Origin of the sequence: Spongiactinospora gelatinilytica (genome assembly GCF_003236385.1) — a bacterium.
In the GTDB taxonomy this organism is placed as follows: Bacteria; Actinomycetota; Actinomycetes; order Streptosporangiales; family Streptosporangiaceae; genus Spongiactinospora; species Spongiactinospora gelatinilytica.
The window spans coordinates 1-25508 of sequence record NZ_POUA01000062.1 but is presented as its reverse complement, the minus strand read 5'-3'; the positions used below and the strand labels follow the sequence as shown (position 1 = coordinate 25508).

The 25508-nt window shown below is 71.2% G+C and carries 23 protein-coding genes and 1 other RNA gene; 4 read left to right on the top strand and 20 right to left on the bottom strand.

The features are described from left to right. Nucleotides 1–99: 99 nt before the first annotated feature. Nucleotides 100–489: a transfer-messenger RNA gene (ssrA, locus tag C1I98_RS10830) on the bottom strand. 111 nt (nt 490–600) lie between these two features. Between ssrA and C1I98_RS10825 the strand changes: the two genes are divergently transcribed. Then, nucleotides 601–1116, top strand: a complete 516-nt coding sequence (locus tag C1I98_RS10825; RefSeq protein WP_199536856.1) for an NUDIX hydrolase — start codon at nt 601–603, stop codon at nt 1114–1116. A gap of 226 nt (nt 1117–1342) precedes the next feature. Here C1I98_RS10825 and C1I98_RS10820 read toward each other — a convergent pair whose 3' ends face one another. From C1I98_RS10820 to ftsE, 4 genes are read right to left on the bottom strand one after another with little or no spacing between them, the layout of a single operon-like run. After that, nucleotides 1343–3220 carry a penicillin-binding transpeptidase domain-containing protein gene (locus C1I98_RS10820; protein WP_111167034.1) on the bottom strand — a complete coding sequence of 626 codons (1878 nt, stop codon included), beginning with the start codon at nt 3218–3220 and terminating at the stop codon, nt 1343–1345. A 2-nt stretch (nt 3221–3222) separates the two neighbouring features. Continuing rightward, nucleotides 3223–3690 (bottom strand): SsrA-binding protein SmpB, encoded by a 468-nt coding sequence (gene smpB, locus C1I98_RS10815; RefSeq protein ID WP_111167032.1) that lies wholly within the window; start codon nt 3688–3690, stop codon nt 3223–3225. A 23-nt stretch (nt 3691–3713) separates the two neighbouring features. After that, complete coding sequence (ftsX, locus tag C1I98_RS10810) at nt 3714–4619, bottom strand: permease-like cell division protein FtsX (RefSeq protein WP_111167031.1); 906 nt, start codon at nt 4617–4619, stop codon at nt 3714–3716. Between the two features lie 40 nt (nt 4620–4659). Next, complete coding sequence (ftsE, locus tag C1I98_RS10805; RefSeq protein WP_111167030.1) at nt 4660–5349, bottom strand: cell division ATP-binding protein FtsE; 690 nt, start codon at nt 5347–5349, stop codon at nt 4660–4662. Nucleotides 5350–5572: 223 nt separating this feature from the next. Between ftsE and C1I98_RS10800 the strand changes: the two genes are divergently transcribed. Then, nucleotides 5573–5764 carry a hypothetical protein gene (locus C1I98_RS10800; protein WP_111167029.1) on the top strand — a complete coding sequence of 64 codons (192 nt, stop codon included), beginning with the start codon at nt 5573–5575 and terminating at the stop codon, nt 5762–5764. Nucleotides 5765–5789: 25 nt separating this feature from the next. Here the strand turns inward: C1I98_RS10800 and prfB are convergent, their stop codons facing one another. Continuing rightward, nucleotides 5790–6908, bottom strand: a complete 1119-nt coding sequence (prfB, locus tag C1I98_RS10795) for a peptide chain release factor 2 (protein ID WP_111167028.1) — start codon at nt 6906–6908, stop codon at nt 5790–5792. A gap of 89 nt (nt 6909–6997) precedes the next feature. Between prfB and C1I98_RS10790 the strand changes: the two genes are divergently transcribed. After that, complete coding sequence (locus C1I98_RS10790; protein WP_146607361.1) at nt 6998–8077, top strand: DUF8094 domain-containing protein; 1080 nt, start codon at nt 6998–7000, stop codon at nt 8075–8077. A 9-nt stretch (nt 8078–8086) separates the two neighbouring features. Here the strand turns inward: C1I98_RS10790 and C1I98_RS10785 are convergent, their stop codons facing one another. From C1I98_RS10785 to C1I98_RS10745, 9 genes are all read right to left on the bottom strand, one after another. Further along, a complete protein-coding gene (locus C1I98_RS10785) occupies nt 8087–12970 on the bottom strand; it encodes an NAD-glutamate dehydrogenase (RefSeq protein WP_111167026.1) in 4884 nt (1627 codons plus the stop codon). Nucleotides 12971–13014: 44 nt separating this feature from the next. Further along, complete coding sequence (locus C1I98_RS10780; RefSeq protein ID WP_199536855.1) at nt 13015–13830, bottom strand: tryptophan 2,3-dioxygenase; 816 nt, start codon at nt 13828–13830, stop codon at nt 13015–13017. Between the two features lie 91 nt (nt 13831–13921). Continuing rightward, on the bottom strand, nt 13922–14191 hold the full coding sequence (locus C1I98_RS10775; RefSeq protein ID WP_438672075.1) for an SseB family protein: 270 nt from the start codon (nt 14189–14191) through the stop codon (nt 13922–13924). Between the two features lie 83 nt (nt 14192–14274). Further along, nucleotides 14275–14640, bottom strand: coding sequence for a hypothetical protein (locus tag C1I98_RS10770; RefSeq protein ID WP_111167023.1), 366 nt, complete (start codon nt 14638–14640; stop codon nt 14275–14277). 108 nt (nt 14641–14748) lie between these two features. Further along, nucleotides 14749–15381 carry a hypothetical protein gene (locus C1I98_RS10765; RefSeq protein WP_146607360.1) on the bottom strand — a complete coding sequence of 211 codons (633 nt, stop codon included), beginning with the start codon at nt 15379–15381 and terminating at the stop codon, nt 14749–14751. Nucleotides 15382–15387: 6 nt separating this feature from the next. After that, complete coding sequence (locus C1I98_RS10760) at nt 15388–15615, bottom strand: hypothetical protein (protein ID WP_146607359.1); 228 nt, start codon at nt 15613–15615, stop codon at nt 15388–15390. A gap of 45 nt (nt 15616–15660) precedes the next feature. Next, nucleotides 15661–17595 (bottom strand): acetoacetate--CoA ligase, encoded by a 1935-nt coding sequence (locus C1I98_RS10755; protein WP_111167020.1) that lies wholly within the window; start codon nt 17593–17595, stop codon nt 15661–15663. Nucleotides 17596–17645: 50 nt separating this feature from the next. Continuing rightward, complete coding sequence (locus tag C1I98_RS10750; protein ID WP_111167019.1) at nt 17646–18518, bottom strand: serine hydrolase; 873 nt, start codon at nt 18516–18518, stop codon at nt 17646–17648. Further along, entirely contained in the window at nt 18515–19438 is a 924-nt protein-coding gene (locus C1I98_RS10745; protein ID WP_111167018.1) for a LysR family transcriptional regulator, read from the bottom strand. The genes C1I98_RS10750 and C1I98_RS10745 overlap by 4 nt, the downstream gene beginning before the upstream one ends. A gap of 109 nt (nt 19439–19547) precedes the next feature. On the opposite strand from C1I98_RS10745, the gene C1I98_RS10740 reads away from it, so the two are divergent. Then, nucleotides 19548–21098: a penicillin-binding transpeptidase domain-containing protein gene (locus C1I98_RS10740; RefSeq protein ID WP_111167017.1), complete on the top strand. Its 1551-nt coding sequence runs from the start codon at nt 19548–19550 to the stop codon at nt 21096–21098. An 11-nt stretch (nt 21099–21109) separates the two neighbouring features. Here C1I98_RS10740 and C1I98_RS10735 read toward each other — a convergent pair whose 3' ends face one another. The 5 genes from C1I98_RS10735 to C1I98_RS10715 form a co-directional block, all read right to left on the bottom strand. Continuing rightward, a complete protein-coding gene (locus C1I98_RS10735) occupies nt 21110–21865 on the bottom strand; it encodes an HAD family hydrolase (RefSeq protein ID WP_233507681.1) in 756 nt (251 codons plus the stop codon). Between the two features lie 93 nt (nt 21866–21958). Continuing rightward, nucleotides 21959–22609 (bottom strand): HAD family hydrolase, encoded by a 651-nt coding sequence (locus tag C1I98_RS10730; protein WP_111167016.1) that lies wholly within the window; start codon nt 22607–22609, stop codon nt 21959–21961. Between the two features lie 12 nt (nt 22610–22621). Then, nucleotides 22622–23128, bottom strand: coding sequence for a DUF6912 family protein (locus tag C1I98_RS10725; protein ID WP_111167015.1), 507 nt, complete (start codon nt 23126–23128; stop codon nt 22622–22624). Nucleotides 23129–23274: 146 nt separating this feature from the next. After that, on the bottom strand, nt 23275–23931 hold the full coding sequence (locus tag C1I98_RS10720) for an HAD family hydrolase (protein ID WP_111167014.1): 657 nt from the start codon (nt 23929–23931) through the stop codon (nt 23275–23277). Nucleotides 23932–23988: 57 nt separating this feature from the next. Further along, nucleotides 23989–25326 (bottom strand): glycoside hydrolase family 3 protein, encoded by a 1338-nt coding sequence (locus C1I98_RS10715; protein ID WP_111167013.1) that lies wholly within the window; start codon nt 25324–25326, stop codon nt 23989–23991. Nucleotides 25327–25508: the final 182 nt, after the last annotated feature.

The following is a 25508-nucleotide window of genomic DNA, read 5'->3' as shown; positions in this document are numbered from 1 at the left end:
AGGGCCCGACAAGCGTCCTGCCTCGGCAGGCCACGCGGCCATGGGGTCCGGAAACGCGAAACCGCCCCTGACCCGGGTGGGTCAGGGGCGGTTTCGCAGATGTGGAGGTGGCGGGAATTGAACCCGCGTCCTTCAACCCCAAAACAGGGCTTCTCCGGGCGCAGCCTGTTACAGAGTTTCTCGGCCCCGGCGATCACACAGGCGTGTCGCCGACGGGCTCAGCCACTGTAAGGTTTCCCGCGCGACCCCCGTGGCCGGGGTCGGCGGTTGAGCCTCCTAGCGATGCCGGACTCGGGTCGGAGGCGATCCCGGAGCCGGCAGAGGTCACTCGCTGCTCAGGCGGCGAGGCCCAGGCTGGCCTGGGAAACCTCAGCGTGCTTCTTATTGGCACTTGTTGTTTGCGGTCACAGGATTAACGAGGTTATGTCCGCAGTCCTCGGCCCGCTTCCCACTGCTTTGCAAGATCGAAGTCGAAACCACATCACCCCCATGTGCTGTTGTCAAGCTGTCGGTGTCCGTCGGGGCCCACCGAGTGATCTGACGATACCCTCTACAACACCCTTCATGCCAACATGATTCCCGATCGTCCAGGGGGCCGCCGTGATCGAGCCTCCGCAGGACTATCCGATCGTCGAACGCGACGCCGTACGCCTGGTGGTGCGCGACTCCCTGGAGCGGGTCCTGCTGTTCCACACGCGTGAGCCGGCACACCCTGAGCTGGGGACATGGTGGGAGCTTCCAGGGGGCGGCATGGACCCTGGGGAGACGTTCGTGCAGACCGCGGTGCGGGAGCTGCGGGAGGAGACCGGGATCGCCGTGACGGCGGCGCAGGTGGGGCCGCCGACCTGGCGGCGGCGGGCGTCGTTCCGGCACCGGGACAAGCGGCACGTGCAGAACGAGGTCGTGATGCAGGTGCGGCTCGCCGTACCGGGCCCGGACGTGGACGAGGCCGAACGCCTGGACTACGAGCTGGAGGACTACTTCGGCTTCCGCTGGTGGACCGTCGCCGACGTCGTGGCGAGCCGGGAGGCGTTCTATCCCGGCAGGCTGCCCGCCCTGCTGACCGGCTTCCTGGCCGGGGAGGAGATCGACGAGCCCTTCGAACTCTGGTCGTGAGGCCGGTCGTGAGGCGCGAAGCCCCGGGAGCGCGGCACGCACGCACGCGCTCCCGGGGCCGACCGGCAGGGTCGCGCCGGTCCGGACGGCAAGGCTTCCCCCGAGATGAAGCCTTGTCCCATCATGGCGACCGAGCCCGCAACCCCCCAAGCGGTGCTCAGTCACCTAGTAAGACGCGAACGGGGCGGCCCATGGTTGCTCCGGGTGGTTCCCTTTTTTCATGGCGTCACGCGGTGCTGTGCGCGCCGTGGAAGAAGGCGCCCGCGATGGCGGCCGGATCGTTGCCCTCGGCGAGCACCGCGACGGCCACGTCGTCCTGGTAGCCGATGAACCACGACCGGCTGCCCGTGGTGAACGAGCTGATGCCGTGTACCTGCGGCCCGTTGGCGTTGGCCGTGGCCGCGGTGCCGGAGGTGACTCCGGCGCGCAGGAGGCCCCTGAGCACCTCGGTGCGGGCGGGGTCGAGCTTGATCGGGTTGGGTTGGCGGACCGGCGGCGTCTCGGCGGCCGGGTCGGGGGTGGCCGGCTGCCTGATCAGGACCGGCGAGTGCCAGGTGCCGTTCTTGATCGCGCCCGCGATCAGCGCCATGGACAGCGGGCTGACCTTGATGTTCTGGCCGACGATGGCCCTGGCCCTGGCGGCGCTGCTGGTGAGCCTGGGAAGCGAGCCGGAGAAGGACTTAAGCGGCAGTTGCCAGTCGCTGCCGATGCCGAAGCTGCGGGCGCTGGCGGTCAGGGTGCCGGCGTCCACCCGGCGGCCGAGCGCGGCCAGCGCGGTGACGCAGGCGTTGGCCAGGCTGCCCTTGAAGGTGGGTGTGCTCCCGGCGGAAGCGCCGGCCTGCTGGAACCGCGCGCCGCCCACCGAGCGTTCCGGCGGGCAGGGCAGCCGCTGCTTGGCGGTGACCCCGGACTGGAGCAGCGCGTCGGCGGCCACGATGGAGAACACGCTGCCCGCGGCGAACTTCCCGCCCAGCGCGTCCTTCTCCTGGTGGAACTGCTGGGTGGCGACCGCCAGGACCTCGCCGGTGGACGCCTTGACCGCAACCAGCGCGGCCTTGTTCGCACTGGCCACGGCCACCTCGGCGGACCCCTGGAGGCGGGCGTCGATGGTGGTCTGGACCGGGGCGTTGGACCGGCCCTCCCACTTGGCCAGCTCGGAGACCTCCTTGCCGGTCTTCAGGTCAAGGGTGATCACCCGGATCGCGGTCGCGCCGGTGAGCTGGTCCTGGTACGCCTTCTGCAACCCGCTCAGGCCCACCGAGTCGCCCGCCCGCTGCGGGCCGCCGAGCTGCTGCTCGGTCTCCGGGGTGATCGCGCTCACCCGGCCGACGATCTGGGTGGGCGCGCCCGGGTCCACCGGCTGCTTCTGCGGGCGGATGGTGATGCCCTGGATGGCCGTGAGGCGCGACTGCAACTCCGCGTACTTGCGGCGGCCGAAGGTGACCAGCGGCGCCAGCTCGTTCGGCGGGGCCGAGTGGATCCGGCTGAGCAGCCGGTCCTGGGCGAAGCCGGTGACCTCCGCCAGCTCCTCGCACAGCCGCTCTGGGTCCTTCAGGTTGGCCGGAGTGACCCCGGCGACATAGAGGACGGCGTCGCGTTGCAGCGCGTCGCCGTTGCGGTCGAGCACCGGCTGGCGGCTGTCGGAGATCGGCGGCACCGCGAACCGCTGCCCCTCCTTGAGCTGCGGGTGCAGCACACTCGGCGACCAGCGGACCTTCCAGACGCCGTCCACCAGGTGCAGCGGCAGCTTGCCGTGGTACACCCACAGCGGGTTGTTCTCCCCCAGGTCGATCTCGGCGCGGAAACCGGCCTGCGAGGCGTCGCCGGACCGCGACACGCCGGTGAGGTGGAACCGCAGGGACGCGGCGTCGAGTTGCAGCCGTACGTCCTCAAGGGCCTTGGCCACATGCGCCGGGTCGCCGTCGGTACGGCGCGCGGCCATCGTGTAGTCGCCGGACTGCCAGCCGACCAGGAAGTCGCGCACGGCGTCGTGCGCCGAGGGCTCCTCGAAACAGCCGGACAGCAGCGGCGCCGAGGCGGCGAGCGCGAGGGCCGCGGCGACGGTCCTCCTGAGCGGGGTCCGGACGGGTAGGGCAGATGCCACGGTCACCGGTACCTGTGCCGCGTCTCGCGGGCCATCTCCCGCTTCGCCTGCTTCTCGGCGAGCGCGTGCCGCTTGTCCCAGTCCTTCTTGCCGCGGGCGAGCCCCAGCTCCACCTTGGCCTTCCCGTCCTTGAAGTAGAGCTCCAGCGGGACGACCGTCAGCCCGCCCTCCTTGGTCTTGCCGGCGAGCTTGTCGATCTCCTTGCGGTGCAACAGCAGCTTGCGCGTACGGCGAGCCGCGTGGTTGGTCCATGTCCCCTGTGAGTATTCGGGGATGTGCACGTTGATCAGCCACATCTCGCCGTCCTTGACGGTGGCGTACCCCTCCGAAAGCGATGCCCGGCCGGCCCGGAGGGACTTGACCTCCGTGCCCCGCAGCACCATGCCCGCCTCGAAGGTGTCTTCGATGTGGTAGTCGTGGCGGGCGCGTTTGTTTCTGGCGATCGTCTTGCGCCCGGTCTCGTGTGGCATGCCTTCGAGCCTACCGGCCGGCCTCAGACCCGGAGGTAACGGCGGAGCGTGACGAACGAGGCCATCACACAGATGATCACGCCGATGGCCATCGTCAGCATGATCACCCAGGCGACGTCGTTCCAGCCCAGCGCGCTGCTGCCGAGGTACTGGCCGACGCTCTCGAACAGGAAGACCTTGGACATGATCAACAGGGTGGCCGCGACCACCCCGCCGACCAGACCGGCGATCATGCCCTCCATCACGAACGGGAGCTGGATGTAGAGGTTGGAGGCCCCGACCAGGCGCATGATGCCGGTCTCCCGGCGGCGGTTGTAGGCCGACAGCCGCACGGTGTTGCCGATCAGCAGGATCGCCGCGAAGACCAGGATGAACGCGACCGCGAGCGCCGACCAGCGCAGCCGTTCCAGCAGGGAGAACCAGATTTCCAGGATCTTCTTCTGGTCGACGACGTTGGAGACGCCCGGCGCGCCCTTGATCCGCTCCATGACGGCGGTGTAGCTCTCCGGGTTCTTCACCTTGACCCGGAAGGACTCCGGCATGTCCTCGACCTTGACGGCGGCGACGAGCACGCTGTCGGCGCCGTACTGCGTCTTGAAGTTCTGGTAGGCCTTGGCCGCGTCCTCGTAGTAGACCTGCTGGACCTCGGGCATGGCCTGGATCTGCTGGCGCAGCGTCTCACGCTCCTGCTCGGTGACGCCGCCGGTGTTCTTGCACGCCTCGAACGGTGAGTCCTTCGAGCAGAGGAAGGCCGAGATCTCCACCTTGTCGGCCCAGAAGTCCTTCATGTTGGAGACCTGGGCGTTGATCATCAGTCCGACGCCCAGCAGCGCCATGCCGATGGCCACCGTGACGATGACCGCGACGGTCATCGTGAGGTTGCGGCGAAGGCCGATCCACACCTCGGAGAAGATGAAATTCGCCCGCATGCTCTTCCTGTAACTCCTGGTCCGGTCTTAAGGATGCTGATCAGTACGCCTGGCCGTACACTCCGCGCGACTGGTCTCGGACGATCTTGCCGTCCTCCAGCTCTACCACGCGCTTGCGCATGGAGTCGACGATCGCCGCGTCGTGTGTGGCCATGACGACCGTGGTGCCGGTCCTGTTGATCCGGTCGAGCACCTTCATGATGCCGATGCTCGTCGCCGGGTCGATGTTGCCGGTGGGCTCGTCGGCGAGGAGGATCATGGGGCGGTTGACGAACGCGCGGGCCATCGCGACCCGCTGCTGCTCGCCGCCGGACAGTTCGTCGGGCATCCGGTGGGCCTTGCCCTCCAGGCCGACCAGCTCGACGACCTCGGGAACGACCTTTCTGATGAAGCGCCGGGGCTTGCCGATCACCTCCAGGGCGAACGCGACGTTCTCGTACACGTTCTTGTTGGGGAGCAGCCGGAAGTCCTGGAAGACGCAGCCGATACGGCGGCGCAGGTGCGGGACCTTGAAGTTGGACAGGCGGGCGAGGTCCTTGCCGGCGACATGGATCGCCCCGGCGTTGGGCCGCTCCTCCTTCAGCACGAGACGGAGGAACGTCGACTTGCCTGACCCCGAGGGCCCGACGAGGAACACGAACTCCCCCTTGTCCACGTCCACACTGATGTGGTCGAGGGCGGGGCGGTTCTGGTTCGCGTAGACCTTGGTGACGTTATCGAAATGGATCACGGGCGCATCACGGCATGTCAGTCTAGGGGTTTGGGACGGTCGCGGGGGTGGTAGTGGCCACATCCCGCCGTTCGCCGGCCGGGGGGCGTAGATCTTTACCCTTGATCGACGTTCCGGTTGGCCAGAGCACAGTCTAGGGGGAACACTGGCATGGAAGGTCCATAACGGAAACAAAACGATTGCGCGTATAGCATCGGTAGGGCAATGAGGAGGGGAGCAGACCATGAGCTGCGATCATCTGATCTGCGCGCGCTGCGCCGGACCGGTCGCCGAAGGCCGCTGTCCGCAGTGCCGGGCGATCAGGGACGACCTGCACGGACGCGGCCCCGGCGGCATCCCGCCGGCGCTCATCGTGGCCGCGCTGATCGCCTTGCTGATCTTCTCGCTGGGGCTGCGCGAGCTGGTGCTCGGCTGATAGTGCCGAAGCGCGCGCCCGGGGCTCACTCGCCCTTGCCGGACTCCTGACGGCGCATCCAGCGGATCTCCGCCTCGATGAACGGGTCGAGGTCGCCGTCCAGGACCGAGCTGGGGTTGCCGGCCTCCACCCCGGTGCGGAGGTCCTTCACCATCTGGTAGGGGTGCAGGACGTAGCTGCGGATCTGGGTGCCCCACGAGGTGGTGGACTCGCCGCGCAGCTCGGCCATCTTGGCGGCCTCCTCCTGCCGCTTGCGCTCCAGCAGCTTGGCCGACAGCACCGCCATCGCGGTGGCCTTGTTCTGGAGCTGGGAGCGCTCGTTCTGGCAGGAGACCACGATACCGGTGGGCAGGTGGGTGAGCCGGACCGCGGAGTCGGTGGTGTTGACGCCCTGGCCGCCGGGACCCGACGAACGGTAGACGTCGACCCGGAGGTCTTCTTCGTTGATCTCGATGCGGTCGGTCTGCGCGACCACGGGGACCACGTCGACGCCCGCGAAGGAGGTCTGCCGCCTGCCCTGGTTGTCGAAGGGGCTGATCCGCACCAGGCGGTGGGTGCCGTGCTCACCGCGCAGCGTGCCGTACGCGTAGGGGGCCTTGATCGCGAACGTGGCGGACTTGATGCCCGCCTCCTCCGCGTATGAGGTGTCGTAGACCTCGGTCGAGTAGCCCTTCGCCTCGGCCCATCTGGTATACATCCGCAGCAACATCTCCGCCCAGTCGGCGGCGTCGACCCCGCCCGCCTGGGAGTTGATCGTCACCAGGGCCTGGCGCGAGTCGTACTCGCCGGACAGGAGCGTGCGGACCTCCAGGGCGCTGACCTCCGTGCGCAGCGCCGCCAGCTCCCGGTCGGCCTCCTGGCGGGTGTCCGGGTCGTCTTCGGACTCGGCCAGCTCGTAGAGCACGGCGACGTCGTCGAGCCGGGCGGCGAGCCCCTCGACCCGGTTGTACTCGGACTGTATGTGCGAGAGCCTGCTGGTGACCTGCTGGGCCGCCTCCGGGTCGTTCCACAGGTCGGGCGCGGCAGCCTGCTCGCCGAGCTCCTCGATCTGCCTGCGCATGCCGTCGAGATCGAGCACGTCTTTGATGCCCTTCATGGTGCCGACGAGCTCGTTGATCTCTTCTGACGGATCGATTACTGCCACGGTTGTTAAGGGTACGCGACCGTGAGCCCCTGTCAGGCAACGAGCAGGCCCTAACATGGGCAGGCGGTGGGCTAAGGGGGAGGCGATCGGTGCGAGCGAACGGGCGGCGTCGGGTGCTCGTGGCCACGCTGATGCTGCTGCCGGTCGTGCTGGCGGCGTGTTCGACCGGCGGGGGGAAGGCCGGCGAGCCGTCCCCCGTGGCGGCGACCACCCCGGCGGCCACGCCCGGCGGCGCGACCACGGCGAGCACGGTGGCCGCCCCGATGGTCAAGCAGGACGAGGCCCGCCGGGTGGTGACGCGCCTGCTCGCCACCGACGACGTGCTGCGGGCGGGCGGTGAGCTGCGGATGGCGCTGGAGATCGTCCGTGACGGCCAGGCCGCGCTGACCACCGCGGCCTACCGGGCCAACGACATGGAGCCGCCCCGCTACGGCTGGGGCGATCCGGTCCTTTACGTGCCGCGCCTGGACCGCGCCCCGTACTGGTTCACCGCGGTGGTCGAACGGCGCGACGGCCCGGCCGGGCGGGAGCGCGGCGACAGGCGGGCGGACGGCTCCCGTTCGGCGGTGCTGACGTTCATGAGGGAGAACGACGAGTCGCGCTGGCAGCTCAGCTTCGCCACGCTGCTCTACCCCGGCGCCGAGCCGCCGGAGATCGCGCTCGACGCCGAGGGCTACGCCACGGCCCTGTCCACCCGTGACGAGAGCCTGGAGATCAGCCCGCAACTGATGGCCCCGCTGCACGCCACGGTGGCCGAGGAGGGCTCCCAGGGCTTCTCCGCGGCGCTGATCGCGCCGGGCGAGCACACCACGGGCTACTCCGCGGAGATCGCCGAGCGCAAGCAGCAGGCCAGGCACGACGGGCTCAACTTCGACTCGATCTTCGGCGCGACCAAGTCGCCGGTGTTCGGGCTGCGCACCCGCGACGGCGGCGGGTTCGTCCAGTACGCGATGACCCGCACCACCACGCTGAGCGCCAAGCTGCCCAGCGCGCCGTGGATCGCGATCCCGCAGGACGCGCGCTGGGCCGCCGAGCAGCCGGCGATGGCCAAGGAGATGCGGATCATCGAGACCCACCAGTACGCCGCCGACGTGCCCGCCAAGGGCGCCCGCAAGCCGGCCGAGGTGATCGCCTTCGACGGGGCGATCACCAGGGTCTCCGGCAGGTAGGGCGCCCCCTCACGCCTCGCTGTGCGGCAGGCCGCTGGTGGCCACCAGCGTCCTGATGGCGCGCAGCGCGACCGAGAGCGTGGCGAGGTCGAAGGTGTCGCTCTCCCAGATCTCCGACAGCGTCTGCCGCGAGCGGGCCACCGCCGCGGAGTTGGCCTCCGACCAGTTGGCCAGGCGTTCCTCGGGGGACAGTCCCGGCTTGCTGTGGGTGAGCACGTCGCGGGTGAGCGAGGCGTGCGCGGCGTACAGGTCGTCGCGCAGCGCCGCCCTGGCCATGGAGTTCCAGCGGTTGTCGCGGGGCAGCGCGATCACGCGTTCGCGCAGCCTGGCCAGTTGCAGCCGCTCGGAGAGGTCGAAGTAGACCTCGGCCACCTCGCTCACCGGGCGGCCGATGAGCGAGGCCACCTCCACCAGGTCGAACGTGGAGTAGGCGGGCACCATGGCGGCGGTACGCTCGGCCAGCTCGTACGGCACGCCGCGGTTGACGAACCCGTCCCGGCGTTCCTCGAACGCGGCGAGGTCGGGGCCGCACAGCAGCTTCGGCAGGTGGGGTATGAGGCCGTTCATCTCCTTTGCGAAGAAGTTCACCGTGGACGCCAGGTCGAGCGGCGGCCTGCGGTTGCCGAGCAGCCAGCGGGTGCCCCGCTCGGTGAGCTTGCGGGCCTCCAGCAGCATGGCGATCTGCGTGCCGGTGTCCACCTTGTTGTCCAGCGACTCCACCGCCCGCCAGAAGGTGGGCATGTCGAAGACCTCGCGGGTCACCAGGTAGGCGCGGGCGATGTCGGAGACCGATGCGCCGATCTCCTCGCCGAACCGGAACACGAACGTGGTGCCGCTGGAGTTGACCAGGTCGTTGACCACGCGGGTGGTGATGATCTCCCGGCGCAGCGGGTGGAAGTCCATCTGGGCGCGCAGCCGCTCGCGCAGCTCGGAGGGGAAGTAGGACACCAGCCAGGACGCCAGGTAGGGATCATCCGGCAGGTCCGAGGCCAGCAGCGCGGCGTCGGTGCCGAGCTTGGTGTAGGCCAGCAGCACCGAGAACTCCGGCGCGGTCAGCCCCAGCCCGGCCTGGCGGCGCTCGGCCAGCGCCTTGTCCGAGGGCAGGAACTCCAGGTTGCGGTCCACCCGGCCTTCGCGTTCCATCCTGCGCAGGTAGCGGGCGTGGATGTGCAGCATGGCCGGGGCCTGGGCGCGGGAGGCGGCCAGCACGACGTTCTGGGCGTAGTTGTCGCGCAGCACCAGGCTCGCGACCTCGTCGGTCATGTCGAGGAAGAGCTGGTTGCGCTGCTTGTCGGTCAGCTCGCCGTCGCGGACCACCCGGTCCAGCAGGATCTTGATGTTCACCTCGTGGTCGGAGGTGTCCACTCCGGCCGAGTTGTCGATGAAGTCGGTGTTGATCAGCCCGCCGTTCCTGGCGAACTCGATCCGGGCGAGCTGGGTGAGCCCCAGGTTGCCGCCCTCGCCGACGACCTTGCAGCGCAGGTCGGCGGCGTTGACCCGGAGCCCGTCGTTGCCCTTGTCGCCCACGTCGGCGTTGCTCTCGCCGCTCGCCTTGACGTAGGTGCCGATGCCGCCGTTCCACAGCAGGTCCATCGGCGCGGTCAGGATCGCGCTGATCAGCTCGTTGGGCGGCATCGCCATGACGTCGCCGGCGATGCCGAGCGCCGCGCGCACCTGTGGGGTGATCGGAATGGACTTCGCGGTGCGCGGCCACACGCCGCCGCCCGTGGAGATGAGCGACTTGTCGTAGTCGTCCCAGGAGCTGCGCGGCAGCGCGAACAGGCGGGCGCGCTCGGCGTGGGACCTGGCCGCGTCGGGGTCTGGGTCCAGGAAGACGTGCCGGTGGTCGAACGCGGCCACCAGGCGGATGTGCTGGGACAGCAGCATCCCGTTGCCGAACACGTCGCCCGACATGTCGCCGATCCCCGCCACGGTGAAGTCGGTGGTCTGCACGTCCACGCCGATGGACCTGAAGTGGTACTTCACCGACTCCCACGCGCCCCGTGCGGTGATGCCCATGGCCTTGTGGTCGTAGCCGATGGACCCGCCGGAGGCGAACGCGTCGCCGAGCCAGAAGCCGTACTCCTTGGCCACCGCGTTGGCGATGTCGGAGAAGGTCGCGGTGCCCTTGTCTGCGGCGACCACCAGGTAGGTGTCCTCGCCGTCGTGCCGCACGACGTCCGGCGGCGGGGCGACCTCGTTGTTCACCAGGTTGTCGGTGAGGTCGAGCAGGCCGGAGATGAACATCCGGTAGCAGGCGATGCCCTCGGCCAGCACGTCCTCGCGGGCGTTGGAGGCGGGCGGGCGCTTGACCACGAACCCGCCCTTGGAGCCGGTGGGCACGATCACGGTGTTCTTCACCATCTGCGCCTTGACCAGGCCCAGGATCTCGGTGCGGAAGTCCTCCATCCGGTCCGACCAGCGCAGGCCGCCCCTGGCGACCTTGCCGAACCGCAGGTGGACGCCCTCCACGCGCGGCGAGTACACGAAGATCTCGTACTTGGGCCGGGGCGGCGGCAGCACGCTGATCGCCTGCGGGTCGAATTTCAGCGCCAGGTACGGCTTGCGCAGCCCCTCCGCGTCCCGCTGGAAGTGGTTGGTCCGCAGGGTCGCCTGGATCATCTCCAGGAAGGCCCGCAGGATGCGGTCCTCGTCCAGGGAGGCCACGTCGTCCAGCGCGCCCAGGATCTCCTCGCGCAGCGCCTCGCTGACCTCCTCGCGCACCTCGGGGGCCCGCTTGGGGTCCAGCCGCGCCTCGAAGAGCAGTACCAGCAGGCGGGCCAACCGTACGTTGCCGACCAGCACCGACTGCATGTACTGGAGGCTGAACGTGGAGCCCGCCTGGCGCAGGTACTTCGCGTAGGCCCGCAGGATCATGACCTGCTCCCAGGTCAGGCCCGCCTGGAGCACCAGGGCGTTGAAGCCGTCGGCCTCCACCTCGCCCGTCCACAGCGCGGTGAACGCGTTCTGGAACAGGCCCTTGAACGCCTCCGGGGCGACCTCGGGCGAGGCGGCGCAGCGCAGCCCGAAGTCGTAGATCCAGGCGTCCCTGGTGGCGGGGTCGCCGTCCCGGTCCACCTCGTAGGGGCGCTCGTCCACGACCTCCACGCCGAGCCGCGACAGCAGCGGCAGCGCGTGGGACAGCGAGATGGGCTCGTCCAGCTTGTAGACCTTCAGGCGGCGCTCGCCCTCGGCCGCGTCGTAGGGCTCGTAGAGGTTGATCTCGATGTCGTGGTCGCCCTCGGCCAGCCTTTCCAGGCGGCGCAGGTCGGCCACCGCCATCCGGGGCGGGAAGTCGGCCTTGTACGCCTCGGGGAACGCGGCCTGGTAGCGCTTGATGAGGGCGGGGGCCTCCTGCTCCGGGCACAGCTCGGTGACCGCGTCGGCCAGGTCGTCCTCCCAGGTGCGGGTGGCGGCGGCCAGCCGGGCCTCCAGCTCCTCGGCGTCCACGCCGGTCCCGGTCTCCGGCAGCGGCCTGCCCCGCTCGCCGCGGACCACCACGTGCAGCCGCGCCAGCGCCGACTCGCCGATCATCACGCTGTAGTCGATCGAGCTGCCGCCGAGCGCGGTGAGCAACAGCTCCTGCATGCGGGTGCGGACCTTGGTCGTGTAGCGGTCGCGCGGCAGGTAGATCAGGCAGGAGATGTAGCGGCCGTAGTCGTCGCGGCGCAGGAACAGCCGGACCTGCTTGCGCTCGCGGAGCCGCAGCACGCCGAGCGCCATCGGCGCCAGCTCGTCCACCGAGATCTGGAACAGCTCGGCCCTGGGGAAGGTCTCCAGGGTCTCGATGAGATCCTTGCCGTCGTGGCTGTCGGGGGCGAAGCCCGTCTCCTGGAGCACCGCGGCCAGCTTGCGGCGCAGCACCGGGATGCGGGAGATCGACTCGTTGTAGGCCACGTGGGTGAACAGCCCGAGGAAGCGCCGCTCCCCCACCACCTCGCCGTCCGGCGAGAACAGCTTGACGCCGACGTAGTCGAGGTAGGCGTTCCGGTGGACGGTGGCGCGGGTGTTGGCCTTGGTGATGATCAGGATCTGCTTCTCGCGGGCCTTGGCGCGTAGTTCGGCGGGCATCGCGGCGAAGCTGTCGGAGCCCGCCTTGTCCATGCGCAGGATGCCGAGCCCGGTGCCCGGTACGGCGTGCAGGGCGTCGCCGTCGCCCTCCTGGGCCAGCCGGTACTCCCGGTACCCGAGGAAGGTGAAGTGCCCGTCGGCGAGCCAGTGCAGCAGGTCCAGGCTGTCCTCGACCTCGGCGGGCGGCAGCGGCGGCGACGACACCGAAAGGTCTTCGGCGGTCTGCACGGCCAGCGCCCGCATCTTCGGGAAGTCCTCGACCGCGTAGCGCACGTCGGCGAGCACCCGCTGAAGGTCGGCTTCGAGTTGCTTGAGCACCCCCTGGTCGGGCTGCCGGTCGATCTCGATGTGCATCCACGACTCGGCGAGCCGCTGCCCGGCGACATCGTCGCCGCCGTGGTCGAGCATCTTGCCGGTCATGTCGCGCCGCACGTCCATCTGGGGGTGTACCACCAGGTAAACGCCGATCTCCTGCCGGTCGAGCTCCATCGTCACCGAGTCGACCAGGAACGGCATGTCGTCGGTGACCACCTCCACGACCGAATGGCCCGGCTCCCAGCCGTTCTCCTCAAGCGTGGGGGTGTAGGCGCGCACCAGGGCGCGGCCCTGCGGGCGGTGCCCGGCGAGCCTGCGGTGCGCCATCGCGGGGCCGTAGACGTCCACCGGGTCGCGGTCGAGCAGATCCTCGGGCGCGACGTGCCGGTAGTAGGTGCGGAGGACGTCGACGGCCTCCGCCACGCTCACATTATCGCCACCGGCCCGATGCGCGCAGGTCTCGGCCGCGGCTTTGAGCAAATCGTCCTTGGCCTCATCGAGCGACATGTCGCTGTCTCACTCCTTTGTGAGGGTGGTCACTTCGTCGGGATTCACAGCCACGAGCGAAGTTCCCACAAGAGAGGGAAGTAGTGCAGCAGGGTCCGCCCTCTCAGGTACGGTGCCCCTGTCGAGCCGCCCGTACCGGACTTCGTGCCGATCTGGCGCTCCACCATCTGCACGTGGCGCATCCGCCAGTGCGCGGCGGTCTCGTCATGGGTCAGCAGATCCTCCGCCAGCCGCCACAGATCGTCGTGCGATCCCCGGTCACGAGCCACGGTGAGCAGAGACTCCATGATCTCGTCGTCGGAGATCGGGAGCCCTCGCCGGGAGAGCGCGGTCAGGTAAGCATCCCATAGTGTGGGCTCGGAAAGGCGCCGCCGCAGCCGGGCGACCTCCACGTCGCTCGCCCCGCGAAACCTCTCCAGGTAGGCCGCGTCCTTGGCCCCGGACAGAAACTCCAGCTCCCGGAACTGCACCGACTGAAACCCGCTCGCCGGCGCCAGCAGGGCGCGAAACTCCAGGAAGTCCTGTGGGGTCATGGTCTCCAGGACCTCGATTTGCTCCACCAGCACGCGTTCGATCGTGTGGACCCGCTTGAACTTGTGGCCGGCCAGCCACAGCTCACCCCCGGCCATGGCGTCCCTGGCCTGCTCCAGCTCGTGCAGCAGCAGTTTGAACCACAGCTCGTACACCTGGTGAACGGTGATGAACAGGAGTTCGTCGGGGGCGGAGGATTGCGGCACCTGCTGCGCGAGCAGTTCGGGCAGCCGGAGGTAGGCGCCGTACGACAGGCGCGCACCCTCCTCACCGAAGCTACGGGGCGGTACGGCTTTCGCCGGCCCTTCCCCGTCCGGGACGGCACTCACCTGACACCCCCCATTCCACCCGGTCGTCATTGACCGGGAGACACACCCGATACATCGCCGTATCCGATATCACCTGAAAAGCCGCCGTACGTCAACGCGGCACCCGTCCCCCGCCCGGCCGTACTCCAAGGGCGACCACGACCCGTCGTTCGGTGGCCCCGGCGCGTAGCCGCACCGCGTGCGGCGTGCCGGGGTCGAGCAGCAGGTCGAACCCGTCGGGCAGCAGGTCCAGCAGGTCCTGGCCGCGGGCGCTGAACCAGCCGGTCCGGCCGGCCGCGAACCGCACCAGCGCGTCTCTGGCGGCGAACCCGACCAGCGCGGGAAGCGAGCTGAAGACCGGGATCACCATCCCGCCGTCGATGCGCCTGGCGATGAAGCCGGGCGCCTCGGCGGCCTCGCAGAAGATGTCGGACCCGCAGAAGACGTCGTGCAGCCTGCGGGCGTCTAGCGTGCCGCCCGCGTAGCGCCCGGCCGCCTCGGCCAGGTCGCCGTCCCCGGTGGCCGCCGGAGACGCCGCCGTGCTTTTGGGGCCCGCGGGTCGCTCGTCCCCTCACCTCCGAACTGCTCCCGGAAGCGCACCATGATCCGCTCGGCCTCTTCCTGGGAGATCTCGATGAGGTCGCCCGCCACGTCGCCGCGCTCCCAGGCGCGGATCTTGCCGGTGGGGTGCCACTTGAGGTCGCGGTGGATGGCCTCGTCCACCGCCACGCCGTTCTGCCGGACCCGCCGCCGGGCGAGCCCCGCCGGGCCGTCCCGGTCGCCCGGGCCGAGAAGGAGCACCATCGCGTAGTACTGGACCCGCTCAGCCATCTGCCCCACTGATCCTCGTCGGAATCACGATCGCCCCACGCCCTCGCCGGCGCCGGAACCGCGTCGCACACCTCATCGTCATTGTCCCGCCTCCCTGGGCGGACGCCTTCATCCGGGGCCGCCTTCCGACGGAAGGCCGGACGGCCGGGCCTCGGGATCGGCTTCGTCGTGCCCGGCCGCGGCGGCCATCAGGGCCTCGGGCGCGAGCCGCCCGACGGCGCGGCCGGGGGCGGCGGCCCAGGTCGCCCAGTCGGGCGCGTCGTGGGCGAACCCGACGGGCTGCCGCACGCCGTAGACCAGCCCTTCGGCGGTGTCCCCGGACTCGCGCCGCCAGCCGTCCGGGTCGGCCAGCCGGCGCGCCGGGGCGAACTTCCACAGCGTGCCGGCCAGGCCGGACACGCTCGCGGCGGCCTGCCCGGGGTCGTCGGGGGAACCGGTCGGCACCGGGGTGCCGGGCGCGAACACCTCGGAGTTGACGAACACCTGCTCGCCCTCGCGGAACCGCTGCGGGTCGTGCTCCACCAGGCGTTCGAGCAGCAGCAGCCGGCGGTTGACGTCGGTGACCTGCCGCCCCGCCCACGACCCCAGGCGGCGGACCGTCTCGGCATGCGTGGGGGGAAGGCCCGCGGCCCGCAGCAGGCCCCACAGCTCGGCCCCCGCCGACGACAGCGAGGACTCCGCCCTGCGCAACTCCTCCATCAGCGCCCGCACCCCGGCGGGGACCATTCCTTCAAGCTCCACCGGCGGCTACTTCGGGGTCCGGGCCAGCAGGGCGCGCAGCTCATCGACCGCCCCGTCGCACGCGCCGAGCAGGGCGGCCCGCGAGGCCGCCAGTTCGTCGCCGAACCGGTCGCCCGCCGCGCCCGTCCAGACCTGCCGGGACATCAGGCCCAGCGCGCGGTCCAGATCACCGCGCACCTGGGCCGTCAGCTCCTCGGCCCGGCGCAGTGCCCGCTCCACCTGCTCGCGAGTCATGGGCACATTGCATCGCGACACGAGTGAGAGAACAAGTGCTTTGGGTCATTCGGGAATGAAGTGGGAGAGCACTTCGGGATTGGCCATGGCGTCCGGATTCGCGGCCTGCTCGACCGGGGTGCCGAGCAGGATCTTGCGTACCGGGACCTCCAGCTTCTTGCCGGACAGGGTGCGCGGGATGCCGGGGACCTCGTGGATCGCGTCGGGGACGTGGCGCGGCGAAAGCTCGGTGCGCAGCGCCGTGCGCAGCCGGGACACCAGGTCGCCGGTGAGCGCCTCGCCCGGGGCCATGGCGACGTAGAGCAGCAGGCGGCCCTCCTGGCCGAGCCGGCCGGTGTCGATGACCAGGCTGTCGGCGATCTCGGTGAAGCGCTCGACGACCCGGTAGAACTCGCTGGTGCCCATCCGCACGCCGCCCCGGTTGAGGGTGGAGTCGGAACGGCCGTAGATCACGCATCCGCCGTCGGGAAGGATCTTCAGCCAGTCGCCGTGCCGCCACACGCCCGGGTACTCGGCGAAGTAGCTGTCCCGGTAGCGCTCGCCGGACGGGTCGTTCCAGAACATCACCGGCATGGACGGCATGGGCGCGGTCAGCACGAGTTCGCCCACCTCGCCGACCACCGGGGCGCCCTCGGGGTCGAAGGACTCGATGCGGGCCCCCAGGCAGCGGCAGGGGATGACGCCCGCGCGTACCGGCAGCAGCGGGACCGCGCCGACGAAGCCGGTGCACACGTCGGTGCCGCCGGCGAACGAGCCGAGCGGGATGTCCGGCCTGACGTGGGTGTAGACCCAGGCGAAGCCCTCGGGCGGCAGCGGCGAGCCGGTGGAGCCGATGCCGCGCAGCCGGGAAAGGCCGGTGGGCCGCAGCTCGGCCTTGAGCGAGGCCATGATGTACGGCGCGCCGGTGCCGAAGTAGGTCACGCCCTCCTCGGCCACGATGTTCCACAGCGCGGCTGTGTCCGGCTGGGTGGCGCTGCCGTCGTACAGGACCAGGGTGGCGCCGACCAGCAGCCCGCCGGCCAGGTAGTTCCACATCATCCAGCCGGTGGTGGTGTACCAGAAGAAGACGTCGTCCTCGCCGAGATCCTGGTGGAAGGAGAGGGTCTTGAGGTGTTCCAGCACGATCCCGCCGTGGCCGTGCACGATCGGCTTGGGCAGGCCGGTGGTGCCGCTGGAGTAGAGCACCCACAGCGGGTGGCCGAACCCGACCGGCTCATAGGCCATCGGCGCGGCCTCCGCGCGGAGGTCGGCCCACTCGGTGTCGCCGTCGGCCGCGGCCGAGCCGAGTGCGCGGATCCACACGGTGGCCCGCAGGCCGGGCAGTTTGCCCGCGATGTCGCGTACGGCCTGCGTCCGGTCGTACTCCTTGCCGTTGTAGCGGTAGCCGTCCACGACGATGAGGACCTTGGGGTCGATCTGCGCGAACCGGTCGGTCACGCTCGGCACCCCGAAGTCGGGCGAGCAGGAGGACCACACGGCCCCCAGCGACGCCGTGGCCAGCAGGGCGACCAGCGCCTCCGGGACGTTGGGCAGGTAGCCGGCGACCCGGTCGCCGGGGCCGACGCCCAGACGTACCAGGCCCGCCCGGACGCGCGCGACCTCGTCACGGAGTTCGGCGTAGGTCAGCGTGGTCCGCGTGCCGCGCTCGTCGCGGGCGATGACCGCGAGCCGGTCCGGTGCGGTGTCCGCGCGGCGCAGCGCGTTGGCGGCGTAGTTGAGGGTCGCGCCGGGGAACCACTCGGCCTTCGGCATCGTCCCGCCGAGCACCGGCCCTTCGCCGCGCTCGCCGACCACGCCGAAGTAGTCCCAGATCGACGACCAGAACCCCGCCAGGTCGTCCACCGACCACTGCCACAGCTCCTGGTACCCGGCCTCGCCGCGGCCCAGCCACTCCGCATAGCGGGTGATCCGGGCATTCGTCACGACTTCGGCGGTCGGCTCCCAGAGCAGCGCGCCTTCCTCAACAGCATCCGCAACCATGGCACACATCTTGTCGCCGTGTGCGCGGAAAGTCACCACCGGCCTCCCCGTTAGCCGGCGTGAGACCGCAGGTGGTCGATGGCCATCCGGGCGGCGGTGCCGATGACGGCGTCCGCGCGGGGCTGGTTGAGGGCGGTGGCGTGCGAGCGGGTGAAGACCGCGACGGCGTACCGGCCGCCGTCGGGATACTCGACCACGCCGGCCTCCGCGCGCAGGGTGGGCAGCGTGCCGGTCTTGCCGCTCACCGACACGTCGTCATAGGGGAAGCCCGAGGACAGCCGGTGCGGCCAGACCTGGAGGCCGAGCAGCCGGCGCACGAAGGCGCACGAGGCGGCGCTCGCCGCCTCGTCCCGCCACACCATGCCGAGCAGGCGGGTCAGCTCGGCGGGGGTGCTGCGGTTGGTGCCGGCCGGGTCCAGTACCCGCAGCCCGGCGATGACGGCCGGGTCGGTGACCGGCCACTCGCCGCCGTCCGTGTTCAGCAGGGCGGCCATCTCCCGGCAGTCGTGCAGGACGCGGGTGGCGGTCAGGCCGAGGTCGTCCAGCATGGCGTTGACGGCGTCGATGCCCACCCGCGACAGCAGCACGTCGGCGGCGGTGTTGTCGCTCACCGCGATCATCAGGTAGCACAGGTCGCGGAGCGAGGCGGTGACGTCGTCGAGCATCGCGGAGATGCCGGTGGGCCCGAAGACGCGGTCGGCGGCCGGTACGGCGACCCGCTCGGCAGGGTCCAGCAGCCCGGCGTCGGCCTGCCGTACGAAGGCGACCAGCAGCGGCAGCTTGAAGACCGAGGCGGTCGGCACCGCCGCGTGCGCGCCGAAACCGACCTGCGCGCCGGTGTCGATGTCGGCGGCGTGCAGCCAGCCGGTGACCCCGGCCGCGCGCAGCAGCCCGCCGGGGTCGAACGCGTCGGCGGGGGTCATGCCAGGAACCCCGTCGCCGGGCGCTGTCTGGGCCGTCGCCGGGGGGCCGCGCCCTCCTCGGTCATCCCGGCGTTCTCCTTCAGGATGCGTTCGGCGATCGTCGCGAACTCCGCCGCCGAGGGCGTCGAGTCGCGCCACGCGGTCGAGACCCGCCAGGCCAGCGGCGACCCCAGCAGCGGACGCCAGTGAACCCCCGGGACGTCCGCCCGCGGCCCGAAGGCCACCGCCGAACCGGCCAGCACCAGCCCGAGCGACATCCCGTGGTGGACGGCGGGCGGGTCGAACCCGTGCCTGCGGCACTCGGCGACGGTCTCGGCGTGCAGGCCGGGCTCGCCCTCCCTGGGAAAGAGCACCAGGTCACGACCGGCGAGGTCGGCCAGGTGGACGGTGGACCCGGCGGCCAGCGGGTCGTCGGCGGGCAGCAGTACGCCCGGCGTCTGCACCAGCATCGCCCCGAACCGCAGGCCCTGGGCCGTGATCGGGTGCCGCACGATGCCGAAGTCGAGCAGCCCCCCGGTGAGGGCGGCCACCTGGTCGGCCGTCCACATCTCGGCGGGCGCGGGCCGCAGCCCGGGATCACGCTCGCGCAGGCTCTCCACCAGCGCCGCGATCACCACCGCCCCGAGGTCGGGCGGCACGCCCACCTTCAGCGCGCCGCCGATGCCGTGCCTGGCCAGCTCCATCAGCCGGTCGGCCCGGGCGACGATCTCCCTGGCCTCGCCGAGCAGCATCCGGCCGGCGTCGGTGAGCCGCACCTGCCGCGCCGAGCGGTCGAAAAGCCGCACGCCGAGCTCCTCCTCCAGCCGTTTGATCCGCTGGCTGAGCGGCGGCTGTGCCATGCCGAGCCGGATGGCGGCGTTGCCGAAGTGCAACTCCTCGGCCAGCACGGTGAAGTAGCGCAGGTGCCGGACAAGGTCCATGAACGGCGATGATATCCAAACAACTATGTGATCCTGACAGATAGCCGTATTGGACATGAGGGCGACTCTCTGGTGTTCTCGAACGGCACACGAACATCGGGGGTCACACATGCGGAATCGGCTGCTGATCGGCGGGATCGCGGTCCTGGTCGCGGCGCTGGCGTCGGGCGGCGCGCTGTGGGCGTTGCGCACGCAGGGCTCGCCGGAGGAGACCGCCGCGGCCTACCTCGCCGCCTGGGCGCGAAAGGACTACGCGGCGATGCGGCGGCTGACCGTCGGCCCGCCGGCCGACTTCGAGCGCAGGCACACCGCCTTCGCCCGCGGCCTGGACCTCACGTCCGCGACGTTCCGGCCCGGGGAGGCCGAGGCCGGCGAGGACGCCACGAAGGTGGCCTTCCGCGCCGACCTGCGCGGCACGGTGAACTGGTCCTACGACGGGGCGCTGCGGCTCGTGGAGCACGAGCGCGCCTGGCGGGTGGCCTGGACGCCCACCGCGATCCACCCGGGCCTGGCCCCCGGCCGCACGATCAAGGCGGTCACCGTCAAGCCGGAGTTCGCCCCGATCACGGCGGCGGGCGGGGAGCGCATCGACGGCCCGGACGCTCCCGGCTCGGTGCAGCAGCTCGTCGAAGGGCTGCGGGAGACCTACCGGGGGCGGCTGATCGGGTCGGCGGCGGGCAAGGTCGTGTTGCAGGAGAAGGGCAAGACGGTCCGCACCCTGGCCGAGACCGGGGCGCGGGCGGGCGAGCCGCTGGCCACGACCATCGACCTCACGGTCCACCGGGCGGGTGCGAAGGCCCTGGAGAAGGTGGACAAGCCGGTCGCTCTGGTGGCGCTGCGGGCCTCCACCGGCGAGCTGCTGGCCGCGGTCAACAAGCCGGGCGGGTTCAACCGGGCGCTGCTCGGCAAGTATCCGCCGGGGTCCACGTTCAAGGTGGTGACCGCCTCGGCGCTGGTCGCGGACGGCATCCGGCCGGACCAGACGGTGCAGTGCCCGGCCGAGCGGAACATCGGCGGGTTCCCCTTCCACAACGCGCAGTTCCACGACTACGGGAGCCTTTCGTTCCGGGACGCCTTCGCCCACTCGTGCAACACCACGTTCGGGGAGATGAGCGTACAGCGGCTTTCCGGCGGGCGGCTGGGCGAGGTGGCGGCCGGGTTCGGGTTCGGCGCGCCGATCACGCCGGGGGTGCCCGCCGTACGGGCGGAGTATCCCGCGCCCAGGGACGACACCGACCTGGCCTCGGCCTCGATGGGGCAGGGCCGGGTGCTGGCCAGCCCGCTGAACATGGCGGCGGTGGCCGCCGCCATCGCCGACGGCACCTGGCGTCCGCCCCGGCTGGTCGCCGCCGAGCTGGTGCCGCCCGGCGGGTCGAAGCCGCGCAAGGTGGAGCCCGAGGTGGTGAGCGCGCTGCGGTCGCTGATGCCCGCGGTGGTCAGCGAGGGCACCGCGAACAAGGTGTCCTTTCCGGCGGGCTCGGCGGGCAAGACGGGCACCGCGGAGTACGGCTCGGGCAAGGAGCCGCCGGCCCACTCGTGGTTCATCGGCTACCGCGGCGACCTGGCGTTCGCGGTGATCGTCGAGGGCGGCGGCTCCGGCCCGGCCGTCGCCGCCCCGGTCGCCGCCCGCTTTCTGTCCGCCCTCCCCGCCGACGGCTGACCCGGGGTGGGTCAGCCGGCCAGGCGGCCGGTGGGGTCGCCGGTGAGGCGGGCGACGGCCGCGACGACCTCTGAGGGGTTGGCGAGGTCGGGCAGCACCAGGTCGGCGCCGGCGGCGCGAAGTTCGGCGTCGGTGGACCGGCCGGAGGCCACCGCGATCATCGCGGCCCCGCCGATCCTGGCCGCCTGCACATCGCGCGTGGAGTCGCCGATCAGCACGGTGCTGGACTGGTCGAAGGCGCGGCCGTACTTGGCCTTGGCCCGGCTCTGCGCGACCTGGAGCAGGGTGGCCTTGGGGTAGACCTCCTCGCCGTACCCGCCCACCTCGAAGTCGATGTGCCGGGACAGGCCGAAGGCGGCGAGCTTGTGCACGGCGTTGCCCTTGATCGTGCCGGTGAGCACGGACTGGACGACCCCGCGCAGCCTGGCCACCCCGGCCAGCGCGTCGGCGGCCCCGGGCATCATCCGGCCCTGTGTCGCCAGCCGGTCGCGGCGGGCGGCGAAGCCGGCGCCCAGCGCCTCGATGAAGCGGGGCAGGTGGTCGTCCTGGGCGTCCACGCCGTTGATCGCCAGCGTCTCGAAGATGATCTCGGAGTCCGGCCGGCCGAGCGCGGGCGCGAGCTTCACCAGCGGACGCCCGGTCACCTGCCGGAACGCCTCCGCGTAGGCGTCGCGGGCGACGATGGTGACATCGACCAGCGTCAGGTCGATGTTCCACAGAACGAGGCGGTTAATCGGGGCCTCCGGAGGGCTCGGGGGGTGTCGCACGATGCGCCGCGCGAGATCGCGGACGACCCCCCAAGAGTACGGCCGGCCCGGTGGCCCGGTCGCCCCGCCCGCCCGATCGGGTCTCGGCGCGGCTCAGGCGTAGCCGAGCGCCTCGGCAAGGGTGTCCACCACGGGCACGCCCAGCGTCTCCAGCTCGGTGCGCAGCGACATGCCGCCGGTGTAGAGCACCGCCCTGGCCCCGACGTGCAGGGCGGCATGGGCGTCGTCGAGGCTGTCGCCGATCACCAGCACCTCGGCCGGGTCCACGTCCAGGGCCGCGATATGCGCCACCATGTGCTCGGCCTTGTGCCCGCCTGCCGCCGCGCGCAGCCCGTCGATCCGGCGGAAGTGCGGGTCGATGCCGAACTCGGCGACCTTGGGCACCAGCCGTTCGTGCGTCCACATCGACAGCAGCGACTGTGATCCGCCCGCCCGCTCCCACTCGGTCAGGCTGGTGCGGCAGTCGCCGGCCAGCCCGCAGTCGAGCATCAGCCGGTGGTAGTGCTCGTGGAAGGCGGTGTCGAGCAGCGCCCATTCGCCGTCGCGCAGCGACCTGCCGAGCATCCGCTCGTAAAGCAGCCAGATCGGCCGCGTGTAGACCTCGCGGAACCCGTCGGCGGTCAGCGCGGGCAGGCCGTACGGCCGGAAGACCTCGTTGGTCGCCCCGACGACCGCCTCGATGTCATGGAAGAGCGTGCCGTTCCAATCCCACACGATGTGCGTGGTCGACTTGTCATGCCTCATAGAGCGGCCATTTTATCGGAGGAGGTCGTCGATCTCCTGGGTCGCGTACCACAGCAGCTCGTGGGCCTCGGCGCCGTCCACGGTGAACCGGGCGTCGTCGTCGCCCTGGTCGGCCGCGGGGAGCGCGGCGACGGCCGCGTCCACGTCGAGCACCGCGGTCAGGTCGTCCACGTGGACCGCGGCCATGGCCGCGAGGGGCACCGGCTCGCCCAGCCGGACCCGGCCGCGGTCTTCGAGCCCGGCGCACGGCCGGACGTCGGCGTCCTCGACCTCGGCGGCGATCACCACGCGGCGGGCGGCCACGGCGATGCCGTCGGCGCGGTCGGCGGCCAGCATCCGCAGCGAGGCGCGGGCCGCCTCGGTCAGGGCGACGTACTCCAGTTCCTCGGTGTCGCCGGAGACGTACCACTCGACCAGCGACGGCGTGACCGCGAAGCCGGTGAGCGGGGCGGGGCCGAGCTCTCCGGCGGCGGCCACCCGGGCCAGCGCGGGGAGAGTGCTCGGCAGGTAGACGCGCATGGGTTCCTCGATCGTGACGGGATCACGCCGGACCCCGGTGGTTCCGCAGGGCGGCGCCGAAGGGCGCCGGTCATTGCAAGAGTGTGCCAGCCCCGGCCGCGCGGCGCGCACAACCGCCCGAACGCGCGGCGCGGGACCGGCCCGGCTCATCCCAGGGACGTCCGCAGCAGGGTCTCCAGGCGGCCGATGGTCTCGACGGGGTCGCGGTGGTGGATGCCGGTGATGCCCAGCTCCCGCGCGGCCACGATGTTGGCCTCGATGTCGTCCACGAACACGCACTCCCCGGCGGCCAGGCCCACCTGCCCGAGCGCGTGCTCGAAGATGCCCGGCTCGGGCTTGCGCATGCCCACCTCGCCGGAGATCACCACGGCGTCGAACAGCAGGTCCCAGCCCTCGCGCGCGTAGTAGTCGCCCCAGGAGTTGGACAGCAGGCAGGTGCGCAGCCCGGCGGCGCGGGCGGCCGCCAGCATGGCGTACATCGGCTCGACCGGGCGGAAGCCGAGGAACATGCGGGCCAGCAGGCCCTCCGCGAGCGGCGGCACGCCGTCCAGGGTGACCAGGCGGGCGGCCAGGTCGCGCTCGAAGTCGGCGGGGTCGATCTCGCCGCGTTCCAGGGCGTGGACGATGTTGCGGGCGCGGTCCGTACCACCCGGCTCGTCCTCGTAGGCGTGCAGGATCAGCTCGCGCATCACGTCCTGGTAGTGGGAGGCGTCGATCCGGTCGGCGGCGATCCATTCGCCGATGGCGTCGGGCAGGCCCGTGGTGAGCACCCCGCCCCAGTCGACCAGCACACCCTTGAACATTCCGCCTCCTGTCTCGCCGTCCCCCAAGGGTATGCAAAAGACGGCGAAAGCGGAGATTCAACCCCCCGCGCGCTGCGCGATGCGCTGGGCCACCCTGCGGTGCCCGGCCGAGCCGATGACCCGCTCGGCCTCCGCCGCGTCGGCCCGCGGCGCGCTCTCCAGGATCCCGCGCGCGGCCTTGAGCGTCAGCAGCCGGCGTACCGACTCATCCAGCCGCTCCCGCGAGATCCGCCCGGACTTCACCGCCTTGACCACGGCCGCGTGCGCCTCGGGCAGGTCGGGCGGCATCAGCAGCAGGTCGGCCCCCGCCAGCACGGCGCGGACCGCCACCTCCCCGTCGCCGTACTTCTTGCGCACCCCCGCCATGTCCAGCGCGTCGGTGGAGACCACGCCGTCGAAGCCGAGCCGCTCGCGCAGCAGCCCGGTGAGGATCTTCGGCGACAGCGTGGAGGGATCGCCCGAGGAGTCCAGCTCGGGCATCACCACGTGCGCGCTCATCACCGCGTCCACGTCCGCCTTGATGGCGGCCTCGAACGGCGGCGCGTCCAGCTTGGCCCACTGGCTCTTGGTGTGCTTGATCACCGGTAGCCCGCTGTGGCTGTCGACGTTGGTGTCGCCGTGCCCGGGGAAGTGCTTGGCGGTCGAGGCCACCCCGGCGTCGTGGAAGCCCCGCACCGCGGCGGCGACCATGCGGGACACCTTCCGCGGGTCATCGCCGTAGGCGCGCGGGCCGATGACCGGGTTGCGCGGGTTGATGTTGACGTCGGCGACCGGGGCGAAGTCGAGGTTGATGCCGAGCGCGCGCAGCTCCGTGCCGGTGACCTCGGCGGCCTGCCTGGCCAGCCTGGTGTCACCGGTCTTTCCGATGACCGCGGCGGCGGGCAGCTTGGTGACCAGCGGGGCGAGCCGGGACACCGTGCCGTTCTCCTGGTCGGCGGCCACCAGCAGCGGTATCTGCGGCGACGCCTGCTGCATGCCGTTGGTCAGGCCGACGATCTGCCCGACGCTCTTGACGTTGCCCGCCCAGGGGAAGACGATCACGCCGCCGGGGCGGTACTTCTTGATCGCCTTGGCCGGGGTGGCCACGCCGTACCTGCTCTGATTCTCGCCGGAGGAGGCGTCGGCCGAGGCCCCGTACAGCACCGGCATGAAGAGCTGCCCGACCTTGTCGGAAAGACTCATCCCGGCCAGCGTGCGGTCCACCGCCGAGGCGGTGCCGGTCGGGGCGGGCTCTGATGCCGGCGGCGAGGACGTGGAGGGCGCGGGGGCCGGCGGTTCGGCCGGTGCGGACGTCCGCCCGCCCGCCGAACCGCCCGCGGTACCGCAGGCCGTGGCCAGCACCCCGGCCAGCAGTACCGCACCGAACCGGCTCGTCCTACGCGTGAATCGGACCATGCCTCCAACGCTAACGCGTGCCCCGCCGATCACATGGCCAGGCTCGCGAGACCGGGGAGCTGCGTGCGGGCCGCCGCCCTGGCCTCATCGGCCGAACCGGCCGCCCGCGCCGCCTGCGCGGCCAGGCCGCACTGGTCGGCGGTGTGCCGGGCGCGCGGTGCTCGCCCGGCACACCGCCGACC

Bases quoted from the DNA above. Each gene is read 5' to 3' on its own strand.
- smpB (WP_111167032.1), bottom strand. From the start codon at position 3,690: ATGCCACACGAGACCGGGCGCAAGACGATCGCCAGAAACAAACGCGCC.
- ftsX (WP_111167031.1), bottom strand. From the start codon at position 4,619: ATGCGGGCGAATTTCATCTTCTCCGAGGTGTGGATCGGCCTTCGCCGC.
- C1I98_RS10800 (WP_111167029.1), top strand. From the start codon at position 5,573: ATGAGCTGCGATCATCTGATCTGCGCGCGCTGCGCCGGACCGGTCGCC.
- C1I98_RS10785 (WP_111167026.1), bottom strand. From the start codon at position 12,970: ATGTCGCTCGATGAGGCCAAGGACGATTTGCTCAAAGCCGCGGCCGAG.
- C1I98_RS10770 (WP_111167023.1), bottom strand. From the start codon at position 14,640: ATGGCTGAGCGGGTCCAGTACTACGCGATGGTGCTCCTTCTCGGCCCG.
- C1I98_RS10760 (WP_146607359.1), bottom strand. From the start codon at position 15,615: ATGACTCGCGAGCAGGTGGAGCGGGCACTGCGCCGGGCCGAGGAGCTG.
- C1I98_RS10755 (WP_111167020.1), bottom strand. From the start codon at position 17,595: ATGGTTGCGGATGCTGTTGAGGAAGGCGCGCTGCTCTGGGAGCCGACC.
- C1I98_RS10750 (WP_111167019.1), bottom strand. From the start codon at position 18,518: ATGACCCCCGCCGACGCGTTCGACCCCGGCGGGCTGCTGCGCGCGGCC.
- C1I98_RS10745 (WP_111167018.1), bottom strand. From the start codon at position 19,438: ATGGACCTTGTCCGGCACCTGCGCTACTTCACCGTGCTGGCCGAGGAG.
- C1I98_RS10740 (WP_111167017.1), top strand. From the start codon at position 19,548: ATGCGGAATCGGCTGCTGATCGGCGGGATCGCGGTCCTGGTCGCGGCG.
- C1I98_RS10730 (WP_111167016.1), bottom strand. From the start codon at position 22,609: ATGAGGCATGACAAGTCGACCACGCACATCGTGTGGGATTGGAACGGC.
- C1I98_RS10725 (WP_111167015.1), bottom strand. From the start codon at position 23,128: ATGCGCGTCTACCTGCCGAGCACTCTCCCCGCGCTGGCCCGGGTGGCC.
- C1I98_RS10720 (WP_111167014.1), bottom strand. From the start codon at position 23,931: ATGTTCAAGGGTGTGCTGGTCGACTGGGGCGGGGTGCTCACCACGGGC.
- C1I98_RS10715 (WP_111167013.1), bottom strand. From the start codon at position 25,326: ATGGTCCGATTCACGCGTAGGACGAGCCGGTTCGGTGCGGTACTGCTG.